An 18372-nucleotide genomic window follows, 5' to 3' on the forward strand; every position below is an offset into this window, starting at 1 on the left:
GCGCATGGCAGATATTCTTCACATCATTCCGCGCATGGTTCAGGGCGGGGCAGAGCAGCTTTTGCTCGACTACCTGAACTCGGCCGAGACCATGCACCGGCACAAGGCGCTGGTCCTGTTTGCCGACAGCGACCCGCGCATGATCGACCCGATTGCCGCCCAGTCCGAAGTCCGCCCCTCCACCTCTTACGGGCAGATCGCCCGCGACATCCTGCCGATCCGCCGCCACATTGCGTCCCAAAAGCCCGCCGCCGTGGTGGCCTGGATGTATCATGCCGCCGTTTTGGCGCCGTTTCTGGTGCCGCGCGGCATTCCGGTGCTGGCCTATCTGCATAACACCGACCTGTCAGCCGAAGCCAAACGGGCCGAGCGCATGGCGCAGAAGGCGCTGGCGCGGATCGCCCGTTCGCAGCGCGTCTCGCTGCTCTACAGCGGCGAGGCGTCACGGCGCTTTCACGAAGACACGCTTGGCTATCCGGGCACGCGCGCGCATGAGCTGGCGAACGGCATTTCGTTGGAAACCTTTGCCGCCGATCCGACCCGGCGCGCCGACATGCGGCAGGACCTCGGCATAGGTCCCGAGACGCAGGTCTTTGGTTGTTTCGGTCGGTTCAACCCGCAGAAGAACTGGCCCTTGGTGCTGGATGCCTTTGCAGCGGCCCGCCGCGCCAACCCCAGCGCGCGCCTCGTCGCAGCGGGGCGTGGGGTCAGCCTGCAAAACCCGGAATTTGCCGCGCTCGTCTCGGCCCGAGGTCTAGAAGACGCGGTGATCGCGCTTGATGCCCAGCGTGATATGGCGCGGCTCTACGACACGATCGATGTGCTCCTGATGGGGTCCGCCTATGGCGAGGCCTTTCCACTGGTTCTGCTCGAAGCGCTCGCCATGGGCAAACCGGCCATCGTCACCGCGCTTGGGTCCGTTCCCGATGTGGTCGAGGGGCTGTGGGATCCGATCCCGGTCGAGGCCCCAGAGCGTTTCGTCGCCACGGTCGAGGCGGCGGCGCGCGGCGACTGGCCGGCGCTGGCAATCCCTGCCGAAGTCCTGCGTGCGCACGCGGTCGAACGCTACGGGCTGGGCGCCTATGCGCGCGGCTTTGACACGGTGTTGAACACAATGCTCTGAATTCAATCAGCGGCTTCAGTCGAGCAGCTTTGCCGTTGATTGCGTATCAAGTGTGGCAAGTAGCGCCCGCAGATCTTCCACCGTCAAACCGATCTTGTAGGACAGCTTCTGCACGTGGCTTTGACGTATCTGGGCCAGCGGCGCCGGATCGCGTGCCCCCTGTGTATGCCAATCCTGCAGAAGGTGCTGTGGTTCGGCGCTGATCCTCGGCACGGCCTGCCATTGACGGCGCAGCGAGGGACTGATCCGCACCAAATATTCGAAAAGATAATGGAAACAGAAATAGGGTTTTCTGCCGATCACCGGACGTTTCCAGAAATACAGGTAAAAGTCGCGCATGGAGGTGGCAAGCGGCGCCCCCTGCGTCGCTGCCATGAACCAATTGGACATAATCCGGTCGCGCCCCGGCCGGTAGAAGGCGAAGAAATCCGCCTGCACGAAAACCGGGGCAAGCCAGTCATCGAGCGGGCGCAGACACAACGCAGTCGCATCGGCCCAGACGCCGCCCCGCTCGGCCAGCAGCGTGATCCGCAACAGGTCGGAATAGGCCTGAATCGACATCGAGGCGGGCAAATCGGCACGATCGACGATGGCGCGCGCGGCTTCTCCATCCAGCACGGTGACCGTCCAACCGGGGTTGAGCCGTTGCCAGCTTTCAACACAGAAACGCACCAGGTCTGGCGCGGTTTCCAACCCCGTGTCCCAGAACATGTAGATCACCCGTGGCAGTGCCTCGGGATCGCGCGGTGCAATCGGGTCGACCTCAAACAGGCGGCGCAAGACCGGCACGCGTTTGAGATAGGGGAAAAGGTTCGCGAGGATATTCGGCTGTGGCATATCGGTGTGCAGTGGCGAATTAAAAAATTGGGCTCGGATCACCGCGGTGCGACGGTCCCTCCACAAGTGTCACATCCACCTCGCACCTTCCACATTTTTCTCATTCCGCACGACGGGCAGGCAGGGGTGACATCCCATAGGCGGCACCTTATAATTCGACGCAGTTCAGTTATGATCGCGCGAGGAGACCAAAACATGATGCGTCAGGCGACGTTGTTGCGTTTTCTTGCGGTTTTCAATTTCATCGTGATCGCTATGGGGCTGCAATCTGCCTTTACGGCGACCGGCGGCAATGATGCGAACGCCGTCGCACGCCTAGCCGAAGCGGGCGAATTCGGTGCGGGCGGCTATGGCGCGACCGCTTTGGTCTATGCGATCATTCCAGATGCGCTGCGGCAGGTCTTTATCCTTGGTCTGGGAGCGTGGTTTATCTTTTTCAGCCTTCGGCGACTTCAGACGAATGTGCATGGCTTGGTCATGGTGTTCCTCGCTTTGGCGCCCTCGATCCTGACCATCTCCAACTTTCACAAAGACCTGCTTCTTGCCCCCTTCGTCATTGCGGCGGCATGGGCCCTCACACGTTTTCCCAAGGGCGTTTTTCTGATCGCGTCGATCGGGCTAATTTATCTCAGCTATGGCAGCTTGTTCCGATCCTATTATTTCCTGATCCTCTTCTTCTTTCTGTTCGTTCTCGCCATCCGGAAATTACGCCTTCACCTGCGCGTTCTGTTGTTTCTTGTCCTTCTCCTGGTCCTCATGAACACGCCCCTTTCGGTTCTGCAAACGCTTCAGGAACCGCGAGATATCGTCAACTACTACCGCCTGAATACCGCCGGGGCGATCGGGGCCCGTACGGCCTTCGCGAACCTGCTGCCGATCGATGGCGCGTGGTCGTTCACGGTCAATTACGTCTATGCGCTTGTGCGTCTCAATCTGGCCTTTGTCGTTGACCCCGGCATCCGAGAGGCGTTCCTACAGCTGAACGTCGCACTCTATTTCTTTGCGATCTTCTACGGGCTGCGCCATGGCAGTCGGGTGGGCAAGAATGCCGCCTCTTTGCTGCTTGCTCATGTGATCGTTCTGACGTTCTTTGAACCTGACCTCGGGTCTTATATCCGCCATTTGTCGAGCACCCTGCCCTTCGCGGCGATCCCGTTGGTCGAATATTTCGCGCGCCATCGGTGGAGAGTGACGTGGAATTCCAAATCCACGGACATTCGCCCGACGTTGGCGTCTCAGGGCGCGGTGCAGTTCCCGACGAAGGCTGAGAGCTAGCCAAGCAGACGGCGGCGCAACCAATGCGTCATGGGGGCCTCCACCACGCGGTAGACCGCCCAAGCGATAGCCGGAATTGCCAAGAGGCACACAATCCATAGGGTGACACCTTCAAGATGCAGAACCCGCGCAAAAGCGGCGAGGAAATAGATATGCGTGAGATAGAGCGCGTAGGAGATTTCCCCGCCAAACACACTGGCGCGGCGCAACAGGCCAGTTTTGGAAAACAGCGGCTCTGACCATAGGAACAGCATAAAGATAAGCGCCGCGGGAATGCCATTGTCGACAACCCGCACCCCCGTTGGCCGCCAGATCGTGATGGCAAGAAATGCCGCAATCCCAAGCCCGAGCATCACCAACGTATTCGGCACCGAGGCGCGTTTTCCTACGGGCCAGAAACGCGCGATAGCCATGCCGAAGATGAATTCAAACATGATCGGGCTGCGATAGAACGCAAGGCCATCTTGCGGCGTCAGCGGCAAGAGGTTGGTTACCGCCCATAGTATGATCAACAGGACCGACGTGATTTCGAAACGTCGTTTGTGGTTGATGACCATGCCAAGACCGAAAAGCAGATAGAACATTATCTCAAAGTTCAACGTCCAGCCCAACGCAAGCAACGGGCGTAGCTCCTGTGCTTGGGTGAAATGGGGCACAAAGAAAAGCGACTGTATCAAGTGGCTGATACTGAAACTGGCATTGTTCAACAGGCTGGGCTTGGCGACGGCCACAGCAGCAATGGCGAAGGTCGCAAGCCAGTAGAGCGGAACAATACGGATGATCCGTTTGAGATAGAAATTGCTTCGGTCTTCGCGCGTGACAAAGAAAATGATAAACCCCGAGATCGCAAAGAAGATATCGACCCCGACCGCCCCATAGGGAGCGAGGCCCGTTTCGATCCGCAGGTGCTCAACCAACACCAGAGCCGCCGCGACCCCACGTAGAAACTGGATAGAGAACAAGGTCTGGCGTTCGACCATCGGTCGCTCTTCAGTGATCACGGGCTTGTCCTTTTGTCAGCTCAGATTGCCACTTGGCAGGAGCGGGAGGAATTTACAGGTCTTCTAGTGCCGTCAGCGTTTCTTGGCGAAACCGTTCCGCTCCATAGCGGGTTTCGTAGAGCGTACGGGCCGGAGCGCGCATAGCGGCAAGTTTCTGGGGGGTAAGAGATGCGAGGGCCTGTGCAAAGCTCTCGACATCTGGTGCCACCGCAATCCCCGCGTTGCCCGGCGAGATCAATTCGCCAAGCCCGCTGGTATCGGAGGCCATCACCGGCGTCCCTGCCCGCAGCGCCTCGATCAGGACCATCGGCAGACCTTCCCAACGCGACGGCATCACCAGCATGTCGGCGCCGGCGTGATAGTCGGAAATACGGTTCGGGGGCACCCAGTCATGAAAGGTTATGGACGGATGGTTGCTCGCCGCGCCCTTCCCCTCTCCGAGGACGCTTGCCCCGACCACATGGAGATGGAGCGCTGGGTTTGTCTCGGCGGCGCGCGGGAAGGCCTCGAGCAGAATGTCGAGACCTTTCTGTCTGTCGAACCGGCCGACAAACAGCAGGTTGATGCGTCCGGGCACGTGCTCGAACGGGGAATCCTCTGGTAGGGTCTTGAGGTCCTGCAAAGCATTCTCGACCACGATATGACGACCGCGATAGGAAAGGGCTTTGGCAAGCGCCTGATCGTTTTTCGATATGTTCAACACGAGATCGGCGGAACCGGCCAGCCGACCCTCCACCGCCGAAACGATGCGCGCCTTTTTGGGGGCTTCGGTATAGCGCAACCTCGCCCAGCCGTGGGGAATATAGACAAAGGCTCCGGGAACGCGGCGCGCCCGAAGCGCAAGCAGCGCGCCGAGCGAAAATGTCGAGTGAAAGAACAGGATATCCGGCTCAAAGTCACGCACCGCACGTTGCGCGGTTTTCGCAAGGTTCAACACCGCCCGAGGCCCGCGTTTGCTGCGCGCATAGGGTATCACAGCGGCATCATCTACCGGCAATTGATCGACGTGCTCTTGCGGGACGATGAAACGGCTTTCGACCTGATCATGACAAAGAGCATCAAAGGTCGTGAGGTACGTTGCGACGCCACCCTTGATGGTTTCGCAAATGTGCAATGCCCGCATCGTTACTTTTGCCTCAGCTGTCACTCGGTAACGATCTTAGGTGTAATCATGTGCCCCTGGAACGGCAAGCACTCAGGCCTTCAATTTCAGATGCATGAAAAACAAGGGCAGGCTTTTCGCACTGCCCTTATTGCCTAGACGTGCATGGCGCGGGCCACCGACAATCAGGCCTTGTTTTCGCGGACGCCGTTAAGACACGCCCCCAGCCTTTTGCGTCAGGTAGCTCTCGACCTGAGCGATTTCGGGGTCCGTCAAGCTCCGGTCGAAAAGGGCAAAGCCATAGAGACGGCCAGAAAAGTAATTGTTGCCGGACGCAGACATGAGGGAAAAGAACGCCTCGGTGTTGGTCGGCGTGCCGTTCGAATTCGCGGTACTCTGCGCCGTCATCCCAAAGCCGTTCTTGCGCAACTCCCCTTCCCCATAGGTACTCAGGGCCTCCCGGCGCCACGACAGCACAGCGGTCGTATCGACACCCAAGGCGGAATAGAGCTTGTTGCCGCCCCCATAGCGCCACGAAAGGCCACTTGTCCCCCCCGCGCCTTCGAGGATCCCACTGCTACCGCCGATGTGCCAGACCGTGTCAATGCTGCTCTCGGCGCTCGCCCGAAGGGCTACGCAAGCCGTGAGGGCAGGATTAGCCGCAAGACCAAAGCGCGAGGCGAGCGTGAACATGTCGTCCGCGCCGTCGAATTCAAGCCAGCTTGAAACGCCGTCCGTCCGATAGATCGGGCGCGCCGCAGCCGTGTCCTGCAACAGGTGATTGCCGCTACCGCTCTTGTCCAGCATGGCGGCAACCTGTTGGCCATCGGCCGTCACCGCAACGCTCATCGCCGTGTCGGAAAAGAGCGTTGTGGCATCCGAGGGATCGAACCAGGCTTGCGGAGCGAGTGCACCAAGGGACATCTTCGGGATCCCCTGTCGCACCGCACGTGTTGTCGTGTTGATCGCAAATCCCAGCATCAGTTCACCATAAGTGCGTGGATCCCGCTCGCAGTCGTCCCCGTTGCCAGAACGCGGCGTGCGCCGACGGGCAAAATATAAAAATCGCCGACCGTGACGGTACGGGTGTCCCCAGACGCCGCGACAAAGCTCACCGTGCCGCCGGTTTCCACATAAAGAGCAACTGCGACAGCAGACAGGTCGGTCGTGTCGCTCGGGGTGACAGGCAGAATGTCGCGGGCCGGTCCCGAAAGTGATGTGGCGCGATTGTTAAAAGGATCGATCATTGGAAACTCCATCATGGCTTGGTTTGCCGCGCAAAATTACTTTTTGAATTTCAATAGAATGTTAGAGCTGCGAACGGTGCTCCGTGACCCCGTCAAAAATGGTGCAGAGCAAACCACAAAAAGACGCGGCGCGGCTTCCGACGCACACCGGCCTGAAACAGCGAGAAATGTAAGAGGCGTCACTCCGGTGGGGTTAACGCCAACGTGACCAGCACCGCCTTGCGCATCGCAGATCAAGCGCCAACATCCGTCTGACACAAACGGAGTTGATCACATGCCAAAGGCCGTTCTCTATCGGATGGAGCTACCGAATTACACTTGTGGCTACGGAACAGCCGCACGCGATTTGCTGCGTCAAAAGAACTTTGAAATCGAAGAACACGTCCTGCGCACACGACGCGAAACCGATGCGTTCAAAGACAAACACCGCATCGCGACAACGCCTCTGATCTTTGTCGATGGGGAAAAAATCGGCGGCTTTACCGACCTCAAAAAGCACCTCAAGGCCACCAAGCCGAAATCCAAACGTCTCTGGAACCGATAAGCCGCAGGACCACGCCCCCTAACCCCGGTCGGAACGTCGCAACGCGAGACGACATTTGCCGTGTGGCGTTCACTCGGCAGTCGATCGCGTTGCGCATATCGTTCACAGGGCTCTAGCCGCCCATGATCGCGTTATAGATCCCCTCGCGGCCCAGTTCGGCCTTGGGCGGGTAAATCCATTCCATGTTGATCTGGTTTTTGACCTCGGCCCCGTCCGCGCCGGTGCTGACGATCTGACGATCCCATCCGTTGGTAAACACGGCGCCAGACGGTCCCAGATCGACGCAGGTGGCATAGAACGGCTGGGCATAGGGTTCGCTGGGATGATCGATCAGATCCAGAACCGCGTTCCGGCCTGCGGCCACACCCATCGGCATCGCGTGCTGACACGACATCAAGGTCTGGTGCGCTTCATCAGCCTGACCCACGGCCACATCACCGGCGGCATAGACACGCGGCACACCCTGCACCCGCAGATCGGCGTCGGTCATCAAACGCCCGTCGGCCATCCGGTCCGCGTCGATCATGTCGGTCAGGGGAGATGCGCGAAACCCGGTCGCGAAAATGACAGTCCGCGTGTCGATCCGTTCGCCCGTATCCAGAATAACGTGGTCGGCGGCCACTTGGTCGATCTGGGTCTGTCCCATGTAGTCAACGCCGCTCTGGCCAAGGGCGGCGGTGATTTCCCCCTCAATCCCGTGGCCCAATGATTGGCCCGGCGTGTCATTGCGGTCGATCAGAATGACCCGTGTCGCATCGCCCGTACGTGCCTTGAGGGACACCGCGACCTCAACCCCTGTTAGACCCGCGCCAACCACAACGATGGTCTCGCCCTCACCCAAACCGGCGACATGGCCGTCGACGGTCTGCGTGCTTTGATAGGTGTCTACAACGAACCCGTATTCCGCCGCACCCGCGATGGGCGGAATGCGAACCTGACTGCCCGTCGCAAGGATCAAGCGATCAAACCCGATGTTCACACCACCCGCCGTTTGCACATATGCCGCGCCAACAGCGTCAATCGTTTCGACCGTCAGTTTGACCCCGATCTGGTCGCACAACGGTGCAAGCGGCACCAGCATGTCCTCTGACGCCCCTTGATACAAACGCGGACGAATACACAAATCGCCCGAGTTGGAAACGAGTTGAATATCCACATCCGCGCCATGGCGATCCCGTGTCGCCGCCGCCGCAATCGCCGCCCAAACACCGGCGAACCCGCCACCTGCAATCAATACCGTGCTCATCGCATCCTCATCTGTTGATTGATTTCGGGCACAGCATATGACTTGCAGATTTGCGACCACAGGATTTAGATTGCGAAGGGGATTCCTATATTTGCGAATGATATGATCGGTTGGGACGACTACAGATTTATTCTAGGGATTGCGCGGCGGGGGCGGATTGTTCCGGCGGCGGATGATCTGGGCGTGACACAATCGACCGTGTTCCGACGCCTTGCGGATATCGAGACGCAGGTGGGATGCCCCCTGTTTCATCGTGACAAAGGAATTTACACGCCCACCGAGGACGGCGCCCACATCGTCGCGGCCGCCGAGCGGATGGAGCAGGAAACCGCCTCGGCCCTGCGCCACGTCACCGGCCATGATCAACAATTACGCGGGACCGTCACCATCACGGCAAGTGAATCCCTGTCTGTCTTTTTCGTGGCGCGCCATGTGGGGCAAATCCGGCAAGACCACCCAGAACTGGCGATCACCTTGCTCAGCAGGAACCAAACCCTGAGCCTTGCCAACCTTGAGGCGGACATTGCGATCCGCCCGCAACGGCCCACGGACGCGACCCTGTTCGGACGGAAAATGGGTGACATCCGTTGGGCCATTTACGCGCCGGATCAGGGAAAGGGCGACGTGATTGGCCTGAGCACCGCCGCCCGCGCAAGCCGCACCATGATCGCGGCACAGCGCCACCTGCCCGAGCGCGACGCGCTGGTTCAATCAAATAGCCTGCTTTTGAACGCCAACCTTGCGGTGCATACGGGATCGGCGGTCGCCTTGCCCATGGTGGTGGGAGAGCAATGGCCAGGCCTGACCCGCATTTCCGATCCGTTTTCCGACGATTTCGGAGAGCTCTGGATCGTCTGTCACAACGACATGCGCCGCAATGCCAAGGTCCGCGTGGTGTTCGACACCCTCATCGCCGCCGCCCAGACCGAAAAGCACCTGTTTCAGGGGGCGGCGTAGCCGAACGCGGGTACAAGGCCGGGACCACAAGCGCTCTCGCTCTTCTACGCCTCACCCCACCGGTCTGGATGGGCGCGGTCAAAGGCGGGGATCTTGGCCAACTCGTCCTCAATGGCGCGGATTTTGGGCATGGGTCCAAGGTCGATGCCCCACCGCCGCGCGTTATAGACCTGCGGCATGAGACAGAGATCGGCCAGCGTGACCCGATCCCCAAAGCAATAGCGCCCCTGCCCCAGCATCGCCTCAAACGCAGTCAAACCGTGGGTCACGAATTCCTGCATCCAGCCCTGCATCGACAGGGTGCCGCCCGAATGGCCCACGGCGAACCCAGCAACCCGCAAATTACAGACGGGATGGATTTCCATCGCAATCGCATAGGACAAGGCCCGCACCTGCGCACGTTCCACCGCAGATGTGGGCATAAGGCCAAGCGCGCGGGTCTCATCCAGATATTCCACGATGGCCAGAGATTGGGTCAGGCTGACCTCATCAATCGCAAGAACCGGCACCAGACCTTGGGGGTTGCGCCTTAGATGCGCGTCGGCGCGGTTCGCCCCGTTGACCAGATCAACCGGCAGACTGTCCCAGTCCAGGGCGGCAAGGCCCAGCGCGATGCGGACGCGATAGCTGGCACTGGATCGCCAGTAATCATAGAGGCGGACGTCACTCATCCTCGTTCAGCAGCCTGTCGAGACCGGCCTCAAACCCGGCCATCGTTTCATCCAGTTGCGCCGCGATCTCTTGCTGAAAGGCGATTGCCAGAGGCAAAAGTTCGGCCATCAGCGCGCGCCCTTTGTCCGTCAGGGACAGATGGACAAGGCGGCGATCGGTGTCGTTGACCGTCTTCTTGATATAGCCGTTTTCCTCAAGGCGAGAGGCCGCGCGACTGACCTTGGATTTCTCCATGGCGACACGTGCCTCAATGTCGCGCACCGACACCGCGACATTGCCCGCCGCGCGCGACAGATGCACCAGAACCCGCCATTCGGGGATCGAAATGCCGAATTTGACCCGATACTGTTTGGCCAGTTGCTCGGACAGTTTTTGCGCCGCGACCGCCAGCCGATAGGGCGTAAACCCATCCAAATCAAAGTCGGGAACGTGCGGCGTTTCGGTCATCAACGGGAAATCCTTTTCGACGTTGTGCCTTGGGGATGCGCGACTGGCAAGGCGGCGATTTCGTTGCATATACAATAATTGCCTTGACCTCATTGCAAATGCAACGAAAATAGATCGGGACTTGGAGGAGGACGAAATCATGCAACACGCTCTGCCCAACGGCATGGTGCGCGCCACCAATGCCAACGGGATTACCGACGGCTATCTGCCTGGTTTTGGCAACGACTTTGAAACCGAGGCCCTGCCCGGTGCCCTGCCACAGGGTCAGAACAGCCCGCAGAAATGCGAATACGGCCTCTATGCCGAGCAACTGTCGGGCACGGCCTTTACCGCGCCGCGTGGCCAGAATGAGCGCACGTGGTGCTATCGCATCCGCCCGTCGGTCAAACACACGGGCCGGTTCACCAAGATCGACGTGCCCTACTGGAAATCCGCGCCGAACGTGGATCCCGACGTGATCTCTCTGGGTCAATACCGCTGGAACCCCGTTGAACACTCGGCCGCCCCGATGACGTGGATCACGGGCATGCGCACCATGACCACGGCGGGCGATGTGAACACACAGGTCGGCATGGCGTCGCATGTCTATCTGGTGAACGCCTCTATGGAGGATGAATATTTCTATTCCGCGGACAGCGAATTGTTGGTCGTCCCGCAAGAGGGGCGTTTGCGCTTTTGCACCGAATTGGGCGTGATCGATGTTGAGCCCAAAGAGATCGCGATCATTCCACGCGGCATGGTGTATCGCGTCGAGGTGCTTGAAGGTCCCTGTCGCGGCTTTGTCTGCGAGAACTACGGCCAAAAGTTCGACCTGCCCAGCCGTGGCCCCATCGGCGCGAACTGTCTGGCCAACCCGCGCGATTTCAAAACGCCCGTGGCCGCGTTTGAGGACCGCGATGCGAAATCCCGCGTTGTCATCAAATGGTGCGGCCAGTTCCATGAGACGTGGATCGACCACAGCCCGCTGGACGTCGTCGCATGGCACGGCAACTACTGCGCCTATAAATACGACCTGCGCACCTATAGCCCCGTGGGCGCAGTGTTGTTCGATCACCCCGATCCGTCGATCTTTACGGTTCTGACCGCGCCTTCGGGCCAAGAGGGCACCGCCAATATCGACTTTGTCCTGTTCCGCGAACGCTGGATGGTGGCCGAGCACACCTTCCGCCCGCCGTGGTATCACAAGAACATCATGTCCGAACTGATGGGCAATATTTACGGGGTCTATGACGCCAAGCCCGAAGGGTTCGTTCCGGGGGGCGTGTCGCTGCACAACATGATGCTCCCGCACGGGCCGGACCGCGATGCGTTCGAAAAGGGCTCAACCGAGCCGATGACGCCGCACCTACAGGACAACACCATGTCCTTTATGTTCGAGACGCGCTTTCCCCAGCATCTGACGGAATTCGCCGCGAAAGAGGCCCCGCTGCAGGACAATTACATCGACTGCTGGGACAGTATCGAAAAGAAATTCGACGGAACGCCGGGAATTAAAGACTGATGACAATGACAAGCTGGGTGTCCTCCGCGACGGGCGACACCGATTTTCCGATCCAGAACCTGCCCTATGGCGTGTTTGACGACGGCACGGGCGCGCGTATGGGGGTTGCGATCGGGGATATGATCCTTGACGTGGCCAAGGTCGCGCATGGTCTGGACCCCGCGCTGTTTGCCGCCCCGTCGTGGAATGCAGTGATGGCGGCGGGACCGGATGTCTGGTCCGCCCTACGCGCGCGCCTGACCGATCTCTTGTCCGATGAGGCGCAAAGGGACGCGGTCACACCGCATCTGATCCCGCAGGCCGGTGTGACAATGCTGATGCCGTTCACGGTTGCCGAGTACACGGATTTCTACGCGGCCAAGAACCACGCGACGAATGTCGGCACCATGTTCCGTGGACCGGAAAACGCCCTGCCCGCGAACTGGCTGTCGATCCCGATCGGCTATAACGGGCGGGCCTCGTCCGTTGTGGTGTCGGGCACGCCGGTGCATCGCCCGTGGGGACAGATCAAAGGCCCCGACGACGACCTTCCGCGATTTGACACCTCGAAACGGTTTGACCTTGAGTTGGAGTTCGGCGCGATTGTCGGCACGCCATCAAACGGGATGGTTTCGGTTGCCGAGGCGGACGAGATGATCTTTGGCTATGTTCTGCTGAACGACTGGTCCGCGCGCGACATTCAGGCGTGGGAATACCAACCCCTTGGCCCGTTCCAATCCAAGGCCACCGCAACCACGATCAGCCCGTGGATCGTCACCAAGGCCGCGCTTGAACCGTTCCGCACCACGACGCCCGAACGCGAACGGCCCCTCTTGCCCTATCTGCACGAACCGGCGCCGATGCTTTATGACATCACGTTTGAGGTCGCTCTGGCCCCCGAGGGCGGGACAGAGACCGTGATCACGCGCACCAACTATAACCAGATGTATTATTCCGCCGCGCAACAGCTCTGCCATCACACGACGTCGGGCTGTGCCATGCGGGTGGGCGATTTGTTGGGCTCGGGCACGATTTCCGGCCCGACCAAGGACAGCCGCGGCTCGCTGTTGGAGATCAGTTGGGGCGGCAAAGAGCCTCTGACGCTGGCCACCGGTGAGACACGCACCTTTCTTGAGGACGGGGATACCCTGACCTTGCGCGGGGCCGCCCAAGGGGACGGCTACCGCATCGGATTTGGCGATTGCGCAGGGCAAGTCATGCCCGCGCCCGCCCTGCCCGACTGGGCACAGTAATTAAAAGGAACACAGAAATGGCAAAAGCATTCGCGTCCCAAGGGGACATGGCAGAAAAGAAAATCAGCTTCACCCAGATCGGCGAGGGCCTTTATGCCTTTACCGCCGAGGGAGACCCGAACACCGGCGTGATCATCGGCGATGACAGCGTGATGATCGTCGAGGCACAGGCCACCCCGCGCCTTGCACGCAAGGTGATCGAATGCGTGCGCTCGGTCACGGACAAACCGATCAGCCACGTCGTTCTGACCCATTATCACGCGGTGCGCGTTCTGGGGGCCTCGGCCTATGGCGCGCGGGAAATCATCATGTCCGACACCGCCGCCGCCATGGTCGAAGAGCGCGGCCAAGAAGATTGGGACAGCGAATTCGGTCGTTTCCCGCGCCTGTTCGAAGGGCATGAGGAAATCCCCGGCCTGACCCGCCCGACCACGACATTTAGCGACAGCATGACCGTCTACCTTGGTAAACGGCGCGTCGACATCATGAAACTGGGCCGTGCGCATACCGCCGGTGACGCGGTGATCTGGGTGCCGGACCAAGAGGTCATGTTCACCGGCGACATCGTCGAATACCACTCGGCCTGTTATTGCGGCGACGGGCATTTTGGCGACTGGGGGGAGACGCTGGCCAATATCGCGGCGTTTGAACCCAAATCAATCGCGCCCGGTCGCGGTGACGCGCTGGTCGGCGAAGAGATGGTCGCCGCCGCCATCGCCAACACCGCCGATTTCGTCGAGAGCACCTATAAACCCGTGGCCCGCATCGTCGCACGCGGCGGCACCTTGAAAGAGGCATGGGATGCGGTGCGCGCCGAGTGCGACCCGAAATTCGCCGACTATGCGATCTATGAACACTGTTTGCCGTTCAACGTCGCCCGCGCCTTTGACGAGGCCCGCGGCATCGACACACCGCGCGTTTGGACGGCTGAGCGGGATCAGGACATGTGGGCCGCCCTACAGGGCTAGCCACAGAACAAACGATTGGGAGGAGGACCCGCCGTGTTTCAGGACCGTTACACGTTGGCTTTCAAGCTGTACCCCTATGCCAAGAGCACGGATCAGGACGCGGACACCCCCGTCCACCATCCCGTGGTCGTTGTTGGCGGTGGCCCGATTGGTCTGGCGACGGCGCTGGACCTCGGGCGGCAGGGCATTCCGGTGGTCTTGCTGGACGATCACGAAGGTGTCGGCGTCGGCAGTCGCGCCATCTGTTTTTCCAAGCGCACGCTGGAAATCGCGGACCGCTACGGATGCGGCGCGCCGATGCTGGACAAGGGCGTGGTCTGGAACGTGGGCAAGGTGTTTCACGACGACCGACAGGTCTATGAGTTCAACCTCTTGCCCGAGGATGGCCACCGCAACCCGGCGTTTATCAACCTGCAACAGCCCTATTTCGAACGGTTCCTGTTTGAACAGATCTTGGCCGAGCAGAAGAACGGCGCGCCCATCGACATTCGCGGCAAGAACCGCGTGGATGCGATGGAGGATCAAGGCGATCATGTCACCCTGAACATCACCACGCCCGACGGCCCCTATACGATCACGGCGGATTGGCTGATTGCCTGCGACGGGGCCTCGTCGCCCCTGCGCGCGATGATGGGGTTGGATTTTGACGGGCGGGTGTTTCAGGACAGCTTCCTGATTGCCGACATCCGAATGACGTCGCAAAACTTTCCGACCGAGCGCTGGTTCTGGTTTGAGCCGTGGTTCAAATCCGGTGCCTCGACCCTTCTGCATAAACAGCCCGACGATGTGTGGCGCATCGATTTTCAAATCGGCTGGGATGTGGATCGCAAGGAGGAGTTGAAAGAGGACAACATCCGCGCGCGCATCGACGCGATGCTGGGCGATGACGTGGAATACGACATCGTCTGGTCCTCCATCTACACGTTCCAATGCCGCCGGATGAAAGAGTTCCGCCATGGCCGCGTGATCTTTGCCGGTGACGCCGCGCATCAGGTATCGCCCTTTGGCGCGCGGGGGGCGAATTCGGGGATGCAGGACGTGGATAACCTTGGTTGGAAACTGGGCCTTGTTCTGAAAGGCAAGGCACCCGAGACCTTGCTGGACAGCTATCACGAGGAACGGTCTTACGGCGCGGATGAAAACATCCTGAACTCGACCCGTTCAACCGATTTTATCACGCCCAAATCCAAGATCAGCCACATCTTTCGCAACGCGGTTCTGGATCTGGCCGAGCATCACGCCTTTGCCCGCCCGATCGTAAATTCGGGTCGTCTATCCCTGCCCTGCACCTATGACGGGTTGTCGTTGAACGGCGCGGATGACCTGACCGGCGGTCCCGCGCGCACCCGTCCGGGCAGTCCCTGCCCCGATGCACCGTTGGGCGACGGGTTCTTGCTGGATCATCTCGGGAACGACTTTGTTCTGTTGGCGATCAATGCCGACGTGCCGGCGCAGATCACCGAGGACGGCATCCCCATCCGTCGCGTGACCCTGTCAACACAGGACGACGCGACCGGTGCCTTGGCCGAACGCTATCTCGGTGCGGTGGCGTCTGCGGTTTACTTGATCCGGCCGGATCAGCACGTCGCGGCGCGCTGGGACCACTTTGACGAAACGACGGTGCGGCGCGCCCTGCGCACAGCGTGTGGAAAGGACTGATCCATGGCAGAGCTGAACCTCTCTCCGAACCTGACAGAACCAGATGAGTTCTACGCCGCCCTGATCGAGTCCCACACGGGCCTATCCGAGGACGAAAGCATGGCGCAAAACGCGCGCCTGATCCTGCTACTGGCCAATCACATCGGGGATTGCGACACGCTCAAACAGGCGATCACCCTAGCCCGCGCGCAGGCGAACGAGAACAGTTGATCAGGGAACCGCGCCCCGAACGCCCGAGGCGCAACCGGCGCCCTAAATCCCCTTTTCCATACGCTCGCGGCGGGGTGAGCTCAGCTTCATCTCCGGCTCACACAGGCGCTCCTTGGAGCCGGTCCACGCATAGGCCAACAGACAGGGCGTCAATTCCCCTGTGGTGATCCGATGCTCTAGCCCCGGTCGGTTCAGGATCAACGACCCCGGCGCATGGACCGCCGCGTCATTCTCGGACCACGCGCCCGCGACCGAGATATAGCTCTCCTCGATTTCGCGATGGCTGTGTTGGGGATAGGTCGTGCTGGGCGCGAACAAGACAAACCCCAGAACCAGCTTTTCAGACGGCACCGGCCCGCGCGGTCCGACAACCTCGCAATAGGCGTATTTCTTGATCAGGGCCTTTGGCACCTTTTCATAGCCGTATTCCCATGTGAGTTGGTCCGCCACACGCGACAGGGCCTGCGACATCCCCTGCACCGCACCACGTACGCCAAGGTCCAGAGCACGGCCCAAATGGACAGTCACCGGCTTTGGCTGTGGCGCGCGCGGAGTGATCGCGGGGTTGGCATAGATGATCGACGACAGGGCCTCGCGCACCCGTTTGCGATGCGCGCGGATCGGGCGACTGCCCCCAGCGGTGCCATGACGGTAGAGCGTATCGAATTCACGCAGCAGATAGAGCCAGTCGGGGCGATCATAGAGGCGGGTCTGCTCAAGAGGTTCGGACATCTGGTTCATTGCGATTTCACTCACACTGGATAGGGCGGCAGAGGGCCGCCAGACCAAGGAGCATAGCAAAACGCGCGCCAACCGTCATCGCTGGAAAACCGACACATCGGGGCACGACCAGCCGCGTCTGAGCACGGTTCGCGGGGCAGCCCTAGCCCGTGACCTCCTGCCCGCGCGCATAGTCATCCTCATAGCGGACGATGTCGTCCTCCCCCACGTAGGCGCCCGTCTGAACCTCGATCAGGACCATGGGAACCTTGCCGGGGTTTTCCATCCGGTGCCGAGAGCCAAGCGGCACATAGATCGACTGGTTCTCGGCGACGAGGGACACCTTGTCATCCACCGTTACCTTGGCGGTGCCTTCGACAACGATCCAGTGCTCGGATCGATGGAAATGGCTCTGCAGGCTTAGCGAGGCCCCGGGGTGGACGTGGATGCGTTTGACCTGAAACCGGTCCCCGAGGACAAGGCTCTCGAACCAGCCCCAAGGCCGGTGTTCAATCGGAAAATGGGTCGCCTGAACCGCCTCTTTGGACTTTAGCGCGCTGACCGCAAGTTTGACGTCCTGTGCGCGCGACATATCGGCGACCAGAACTGCATCGTTCATGGCAATGGCCATCACATTCTTCAGACCGATCCCCACCAGTTCCAACGCGCCGTTCTCTGAGCGCAACAGGCTGTTCTCGCATTCAATCGCGGTCGCCTCACCGCTTGTGACCGTGCCCGTGGCATCCGGCCCCGCCTCGCGCCAGACCGCGTCCCAGCCCCCAAGGTCAGACCATGCACCGCGAAAGGGCACGACGCTGAGGTTGCTGGCCTTTTCCATCACCGCATAGTCGATTGAGATATCCGCCGCATCGCACCACGGCGCGGGCGCAAGGCGCAAAAATCCGAGGTCCGGTTGCGCGTCATCGACGGCCTTGGACACGGGGTCCATTAGGTCAGGCGCGTGGGCCGAAAACGCTTCAATAATGTCCTTGGCGCGGAACAGGAAAATGCCCGCGTTCCACATGAAATTCCCTGCCGCCAGCATCTCTGTTGCGCGGGCCAGTTCGGGTTTCTCGACAAACCGGCGCAGGGCGACCGCGTGTCCGTCTTCGTCTGGCACCGCGCCAAGTTCCAGATAGCCATAGGCCGTTTCAGGATGTGTCGGCGCGATCCCAAAGGTCACCAATTGCCCGTCTTGCACGGACTCTAGGCCTGCGTTGATCGCCGCATGAAAGGCCCCCGTGTCGGGGATCAGCTGATCGGACGGCGCGACCAGCATGACCGCCTCGGGATCGGTTTTCGCCAGACAAAGCGCCGCCGCAAGAACCGCAGGACCGGTATTGCGCCCCTCGGGCTCAATCACGACCGCGCCGGGATCAATGCCGATGGCGGCCAGTTGCTCGGTCACAATAAACCGGAAATCCGAGTTGGTCAGAACAATCGGCGCGGCAAAATCCAGAACGCCGCCCGTCATCCGCAGGGCCGAGGATTGAAACAGGGTTTGCTCCCCAACCAGCGGCACGAACTGCTTGGGATAGGACTTGCGGCTAAGCGGCCAAAGCCGCGTCCCAGACCCGCCGCACAGGATCACCGGATGAATTTTCATGGGTTTGCGCCCTTGGTACTGCAAA

19 protein-coding genes are annotated in these 18372 nt (G+C 60.4%); 9 read left to right on the plus strand and 10 right to left on the minus strand.

The genetic code is table 11. From position 1 onward, the window contains the following. Positions 1 to 4 precede the first annotated feature (4 nt). The gene (locus R1W00_RS01570; RefSeq protein WP_317260955.1) at positions 5 to 1123 is read left to right on the plus strand and encodes a glycosyltransferase; all 1119 of its coding nucleotides are present in this window, start codon (positions 5 to 7) and stop codon (positions 1121 to 1123) included. A 15-nt stretch (positions 1124 to 1138) separates the two neighbouring features. On the opposite strand, the gene R1W00_RS01575 is transcribed toward R1W00_RS01570, so the two are convergent. Continuing rightward, positions 1139 to 1960 (minus strand): capsular polysaccharide synthesis protein, encoded by an 822-nt coding sequence (locus R1W00_RS01575; RefSeq protein ID WP_317260956.1) that lies wholly within the window; start codon positions 1958 to 1960, stop codon positions 1139 to 1141. A gap of 195 nt (positions 1961 to 2155) precedes the next feature. On the opposite strand from R1W00_RS01575, the gene R1W00_RS01580 reads away from it, so the two are divergent. Further along, on the plus strand, positions 2156 to 3235 hold the full coding sequence (locus R1W00_RS01580; RefSeq protein WP_317260957.1) for a hypothetical protein: 1080 nt from the start codon (positions 2156 to 2158) through the stop codon (positions 3233 to 3235). Here the strand turns inward: R1W00_RS01580 and R1W00_RS01585 are convergent. From R1W00_RS01585 to R1W00_RS01600, 4 genes are all read right to left on the minus strand, one after another. Then, complete coding sequence (locus R1W00_RS01585) at positions 3232 to 4236, minus strand: acyltransferase (protein WP_317260958.1); 1005 nt, start codon at positions 4234 to 4236, stop codon at positions 3232 to 3234. The genes R1W00_RS01580 and R1W00_RS01585 overlap by 4 nt on opposite strands. 52 nt (positions 4237 to 4288) lie before the next feature. Continuing rightward, on the minus strand, positions 4289 to 5359 hold the full coding sequence (locus R1W00_RS01590; RefSeq protein ID WP_317260959.1) for a glycosyltransferase family 4 protein: 1071 nt from the start codon (positions 5357 to 5359) through the stop codon (positions 4289 to 4291). Positions 5360 to 5548: 189 nt separating this feature from the next. Then, positions 5549 to 6319 carry a hypothetical protein gene (locus tag R1W00_RS01595; RefSeq protein ID WP_317260960.1) on the minus strand — a complete coding sequence of 257 codons (771 nt, stop codon included), beginning with the start codon at positions 6317 to 6319 and terminating at the stop codon, positions 5549 to 5551. Beyond that, positions 6319 to 6585 (minus strand): hypothetical protein, encoded by a 267-nt coding sequence (locus R1W00_RS01600; RefSeq protein WP_317260961.1) that lies wholly within the window; start codon positions 6583 to 6585, stop codon positions 6319 to 6321. Before R1W00_RS01600 ends, R1W00_RS01595 begins: the two co-directional genes overlap by 1 nt. Positions 6586 to 6859: 274 nt before the next feature. Here R1W00_RS01600 and R1W00_RS01605 point away from each other — a divergent pair, with 274 nt between their 5' ends. Then, on the plus strand, positions 6860 to 7129 hold the full coding sequence (locus R1W00_RS01605; RefSeq protein ID WP_317260962.1) for a glutaredoxin family protein: 270 nt from the start codon (positions 6860 to 6862) through the stop codon (positions 7127 to 7129). A 112-nt stretch (positions 7130 to 7241) separates the two neighbouring features. Here the strand turns inward: R1W00_RS01605 and R1W00_RS01610 are convergent, their stop codons facing one another. Then, positions 7242 to 8375 carry an NAD(P)/FAD-dependent oxidoreductase gene (locus R1W00_RS01610; RefSeq protein WP_317260963.1) on the minus strand — a complete coding sequence of 378 codons (1134 nt, stop codon included), beginning with the start codon at positions 8373 to 8375 and terminating at the stop codon, positions 7242 to 7244. A gap of 102 nt (positions 8376 to 8477) precedes the next feature. Between R1W00_RS01610 and R1W00_RS01615 the strand changes: the two genes are divergently transcribed. Then, positions 8478 to 9332 carry a LysR family transcriptional regulator gene (locus R1W00_RS01615; protein ID WP_317260964.1) on the plus strand — a complete coding sequence of 285 codons (855 nt, stop codon included), beginning with the start codon at positions 8478 to 8480 and terminating at the stop codon, positions 9330 to 9332. A 44-nt stretch (positions 9333 to 9376) separates the two neighbouring features. Here R1W00_RS01615 and maiA read toward each other — a convergent pair whose 3' ends face one another. Together maiA and R1W00_RS01625 are read right to left on the minus strand one after the other, a co-directional pair. Beyond that, on the minus strand, positions 9377 to 10003 hold the full coding sequence (maiA, locus tag R1W00_RS01620) for a maleylacetoacetate isomerase (protein ID WP_317260965.1): 627 nt from the start codon (positions 10001 to 10003) through the stop codon (positions 9377 to 9379). Further along, positions 9996 to 10451, minus strand: a complete 456-nt coding sequence (locus R1W00_RS01625) for a MarR family winged helix-turn-helix transcriptional regulator (RefSeq protein ID WP_317260966.1) — start codon at positions 10449 to 10451, stop codon at positions 9996 to 9998. The genes maiA and R1W00_RS01625 overlap by 8 nt, the downstream gene beginning before the upstream one ends. Before the next feature lie 136 nt (positions 10452 to 10587). On the opposite strand from R1W00_RS01625, the gene hmgA reads away from it, so the two are divergent. Genes hmgA through R1W00_RS01650 form a run of 5 tightly spaced genes read left to right on the plus strand, consistent with a single transcriptional unit; the run spans position 10588 to position 16021 of the window. Continuing rightward, complete coding sequence (gene hmgA, locus R1W00_RS01630; protein WP_317261590.1) at positions 10588 to 11952, plus strand: homogentisate 1,2-dioxygenase; 1365 nt, start codon at positions 10588 to 10590, stop codon at positions 11950 to 11952. Positions 11953 to 11957: 5 nt separating this feature from the next. Then, positions 11958 to 13184, plus strand: a complete 1227-nt coding sequence (gene fahA / locus R1W00_RS01635) for a fumarylacetoacetase (protein WP_410901511.1) — start codon at positions 11958 to 11960, stop codon at positions 13182 to 13184. A 17-nt stretch (positions 13185 to 13201) separates the two neighbouring features. Further along, positions 13202 to 14152: an MBL fold metallo-hydrolase gene (locus R1W00_RS01640; protein WP_317260968.1), complete on the plus strand. Its 951-nt coding sequence runs from the start codon at positions 13202 to 13204 to the stop codon at positions 14150 to 14152. A 33-nt stretch (positions 14153 to 14185) separates the two neighbouring features. Beyond that, on the plus strand, positions 14186 to 15811 hold the full coding sequence (locus tag R1W00_RS01645; RefSeq protein ID WP_317260969.1) for an FAD-dependent oxidoreductase: 1626 nt from the start codon (positions 14186 to 14188) through the stop codon (positions 15809 to 15811). Between the two features lie 3 nt (positions 15812 to 15814). After that, positions 15815 to 16021: a DUF2783 domain-containing protein gene (locus R1W00_RS01650; RefSeq protein ID WP_317260970.1), complete on the plus strand. Its 207-nt coding sequence runs from the start codon at positions 15815 to 15817 to the stop codon at positions 16019 to 16021. 42 nt (positions 16022 to 16063) lie between these two features. Here the strand turns inward: R1W00_RS01650 and R1W00_RS01655 are convergent, their stop codons facing one another. Further along, positions 16064 to 16762: a dimethylsulfonioproprionate lyase family protein gene (locus R1W00_RS01655; protein ID WP_317260971.1), complete on the minus strand. Its 699-nt coding sequence runs from the start codon at positions 16760 to 16762 to the stop codon at positions 16064 to 16066. Between the two features lie 142 nt (positions 16763 to 16904). After that, positions 16905 to 18347, minus strand: a complete 1443-nt coding sequence (locus R1W00_RS01660; RefSeq protein ID WP_317260972.1) for a mannose-1-phosphate guanylyltransferase/mannose-6-phosphate isomerase — start codon at positions 18345 to 18347, stop codon at positions 16905 to 16907. Between the last annotated feature and the right edge of the window lie 25 nt (positions 18348 to 18372).

The sequence above is a fragment of the Rhodovulum sp. FJ3 genome (assembly GCF_032918305.1).
In the GTDB taxonomy this organism is placed as follows: Bacteria; Pseudomonadota; Alphaproteobacteria; order Rhodobacterales; family Rhodobacteraceae; genus SAT37.

Coding starts and splice junctions, on each gene's coding strand:
- R1W00_RS01570 (WP_317260955.1), top strand. CDS start 5: ATGGCAGATATTCTTCACATCATTCCGCGCATGGTTCAGGGCGGGGCA.
- R1W00_RS01575 (WP_317260956.1), bottom strand. CDS start 1,960: ATGCCACAGCCGAATATCCTCGCGAACCTTTTCCCCTATCTCAAACGC.
- R1W00_RS01580 (WP_317260957.1), top strand. CDS start 2,156: ATGATGCGTCAGGCGACGTTGTTGCGTTTTCTTGCGGTTTTCAATTTC.
- R1W00_RS01590 (WP_317260959.1), bottom strand. CDS start 5,359: ATGCGGGCATTGCACATTTGCGAAACCATCAAGGGTGGCGTCGCAACG.
- R1W00_RS01595 (WP_317260960.1), bottom strand. CDS start 6,319: ATGCTGGGATTTGCGATCAACACGACAACACGTGCGGTGCGACAGGGG.
- R1W00_RS01600 (WP_317260961.1), bottom strand. CDS start 6,585: ATGATCGATCCTTTTAACAATCGCGCCACATCACTTTCGGGACCGGCC.
- R1W00_RS01605 (WP_317260962.1), top strand. CDS start 6,860: ATGCCAAAGGCCGTTCTCTATCGGATGGAGCTACCGAATTACACTTGT.
- R1W00_RS01610 (WP_317260963.1), bottom strand. CDS start 8,375: ATGAGCACGGTATTGATTGCAGGTGGCGGGTTCGCCGGTGTTTGGGCG.
- R1W00_RS01615 (WP_317260964.1), top strand. CDS start 8,478: ATGATCGGTTGGGACGACTACAGATTTATTCTAGGGATTGCGCGGCGG.
- maiA (WP_317260965.1), bottom strand. CDS start 10,003: ATGAGTGACGTCCGCCTCTATGATTACTGGCGATCCAGTGCCAGCTAT.
- R1W00_RS01625 (WP_317260966.1), bottom strand. CDS start 10,451: ATGACCGAAACGCCGCACGTTCCCGACTTTGATTTGGATGGGTTTACG.
- fahA (WP_410901511.1), top strand. CDS start 11,958: ATGACAAGCTGGGTGTCCTCCGCGACGGGCGACACCGATTTTCCGATC.
- R1W00_RS01640 (WP_317260968.1), top strand. CDS start 13,202: ATGGCAAAAGCATTCGCGTCCCAAGGGGACATGGCAGAAAAGAAAATC.
- R1W00_RS01650 (WP_317260970.1), top strand. CDS start 15,815: ATGGCAGAGCTGAACCTCTCTCCGAACCTGACAGAACCAGATGAGTTC.
- R1W00_RS01655 (WP_317260971.1), bottom strand. CDS start 16,762: ATGAACCAGATGTCCGAACCTCTTGAGCAGACCCGCCTCTATGATCGC.
- R1W00_RS01660 (WP_317260972.1), bottom strand. CDS start 18,347: ATGAAAATTCATCCGGTGATCCTGTGCGGCGGGTCTGGGACGCGGCTT.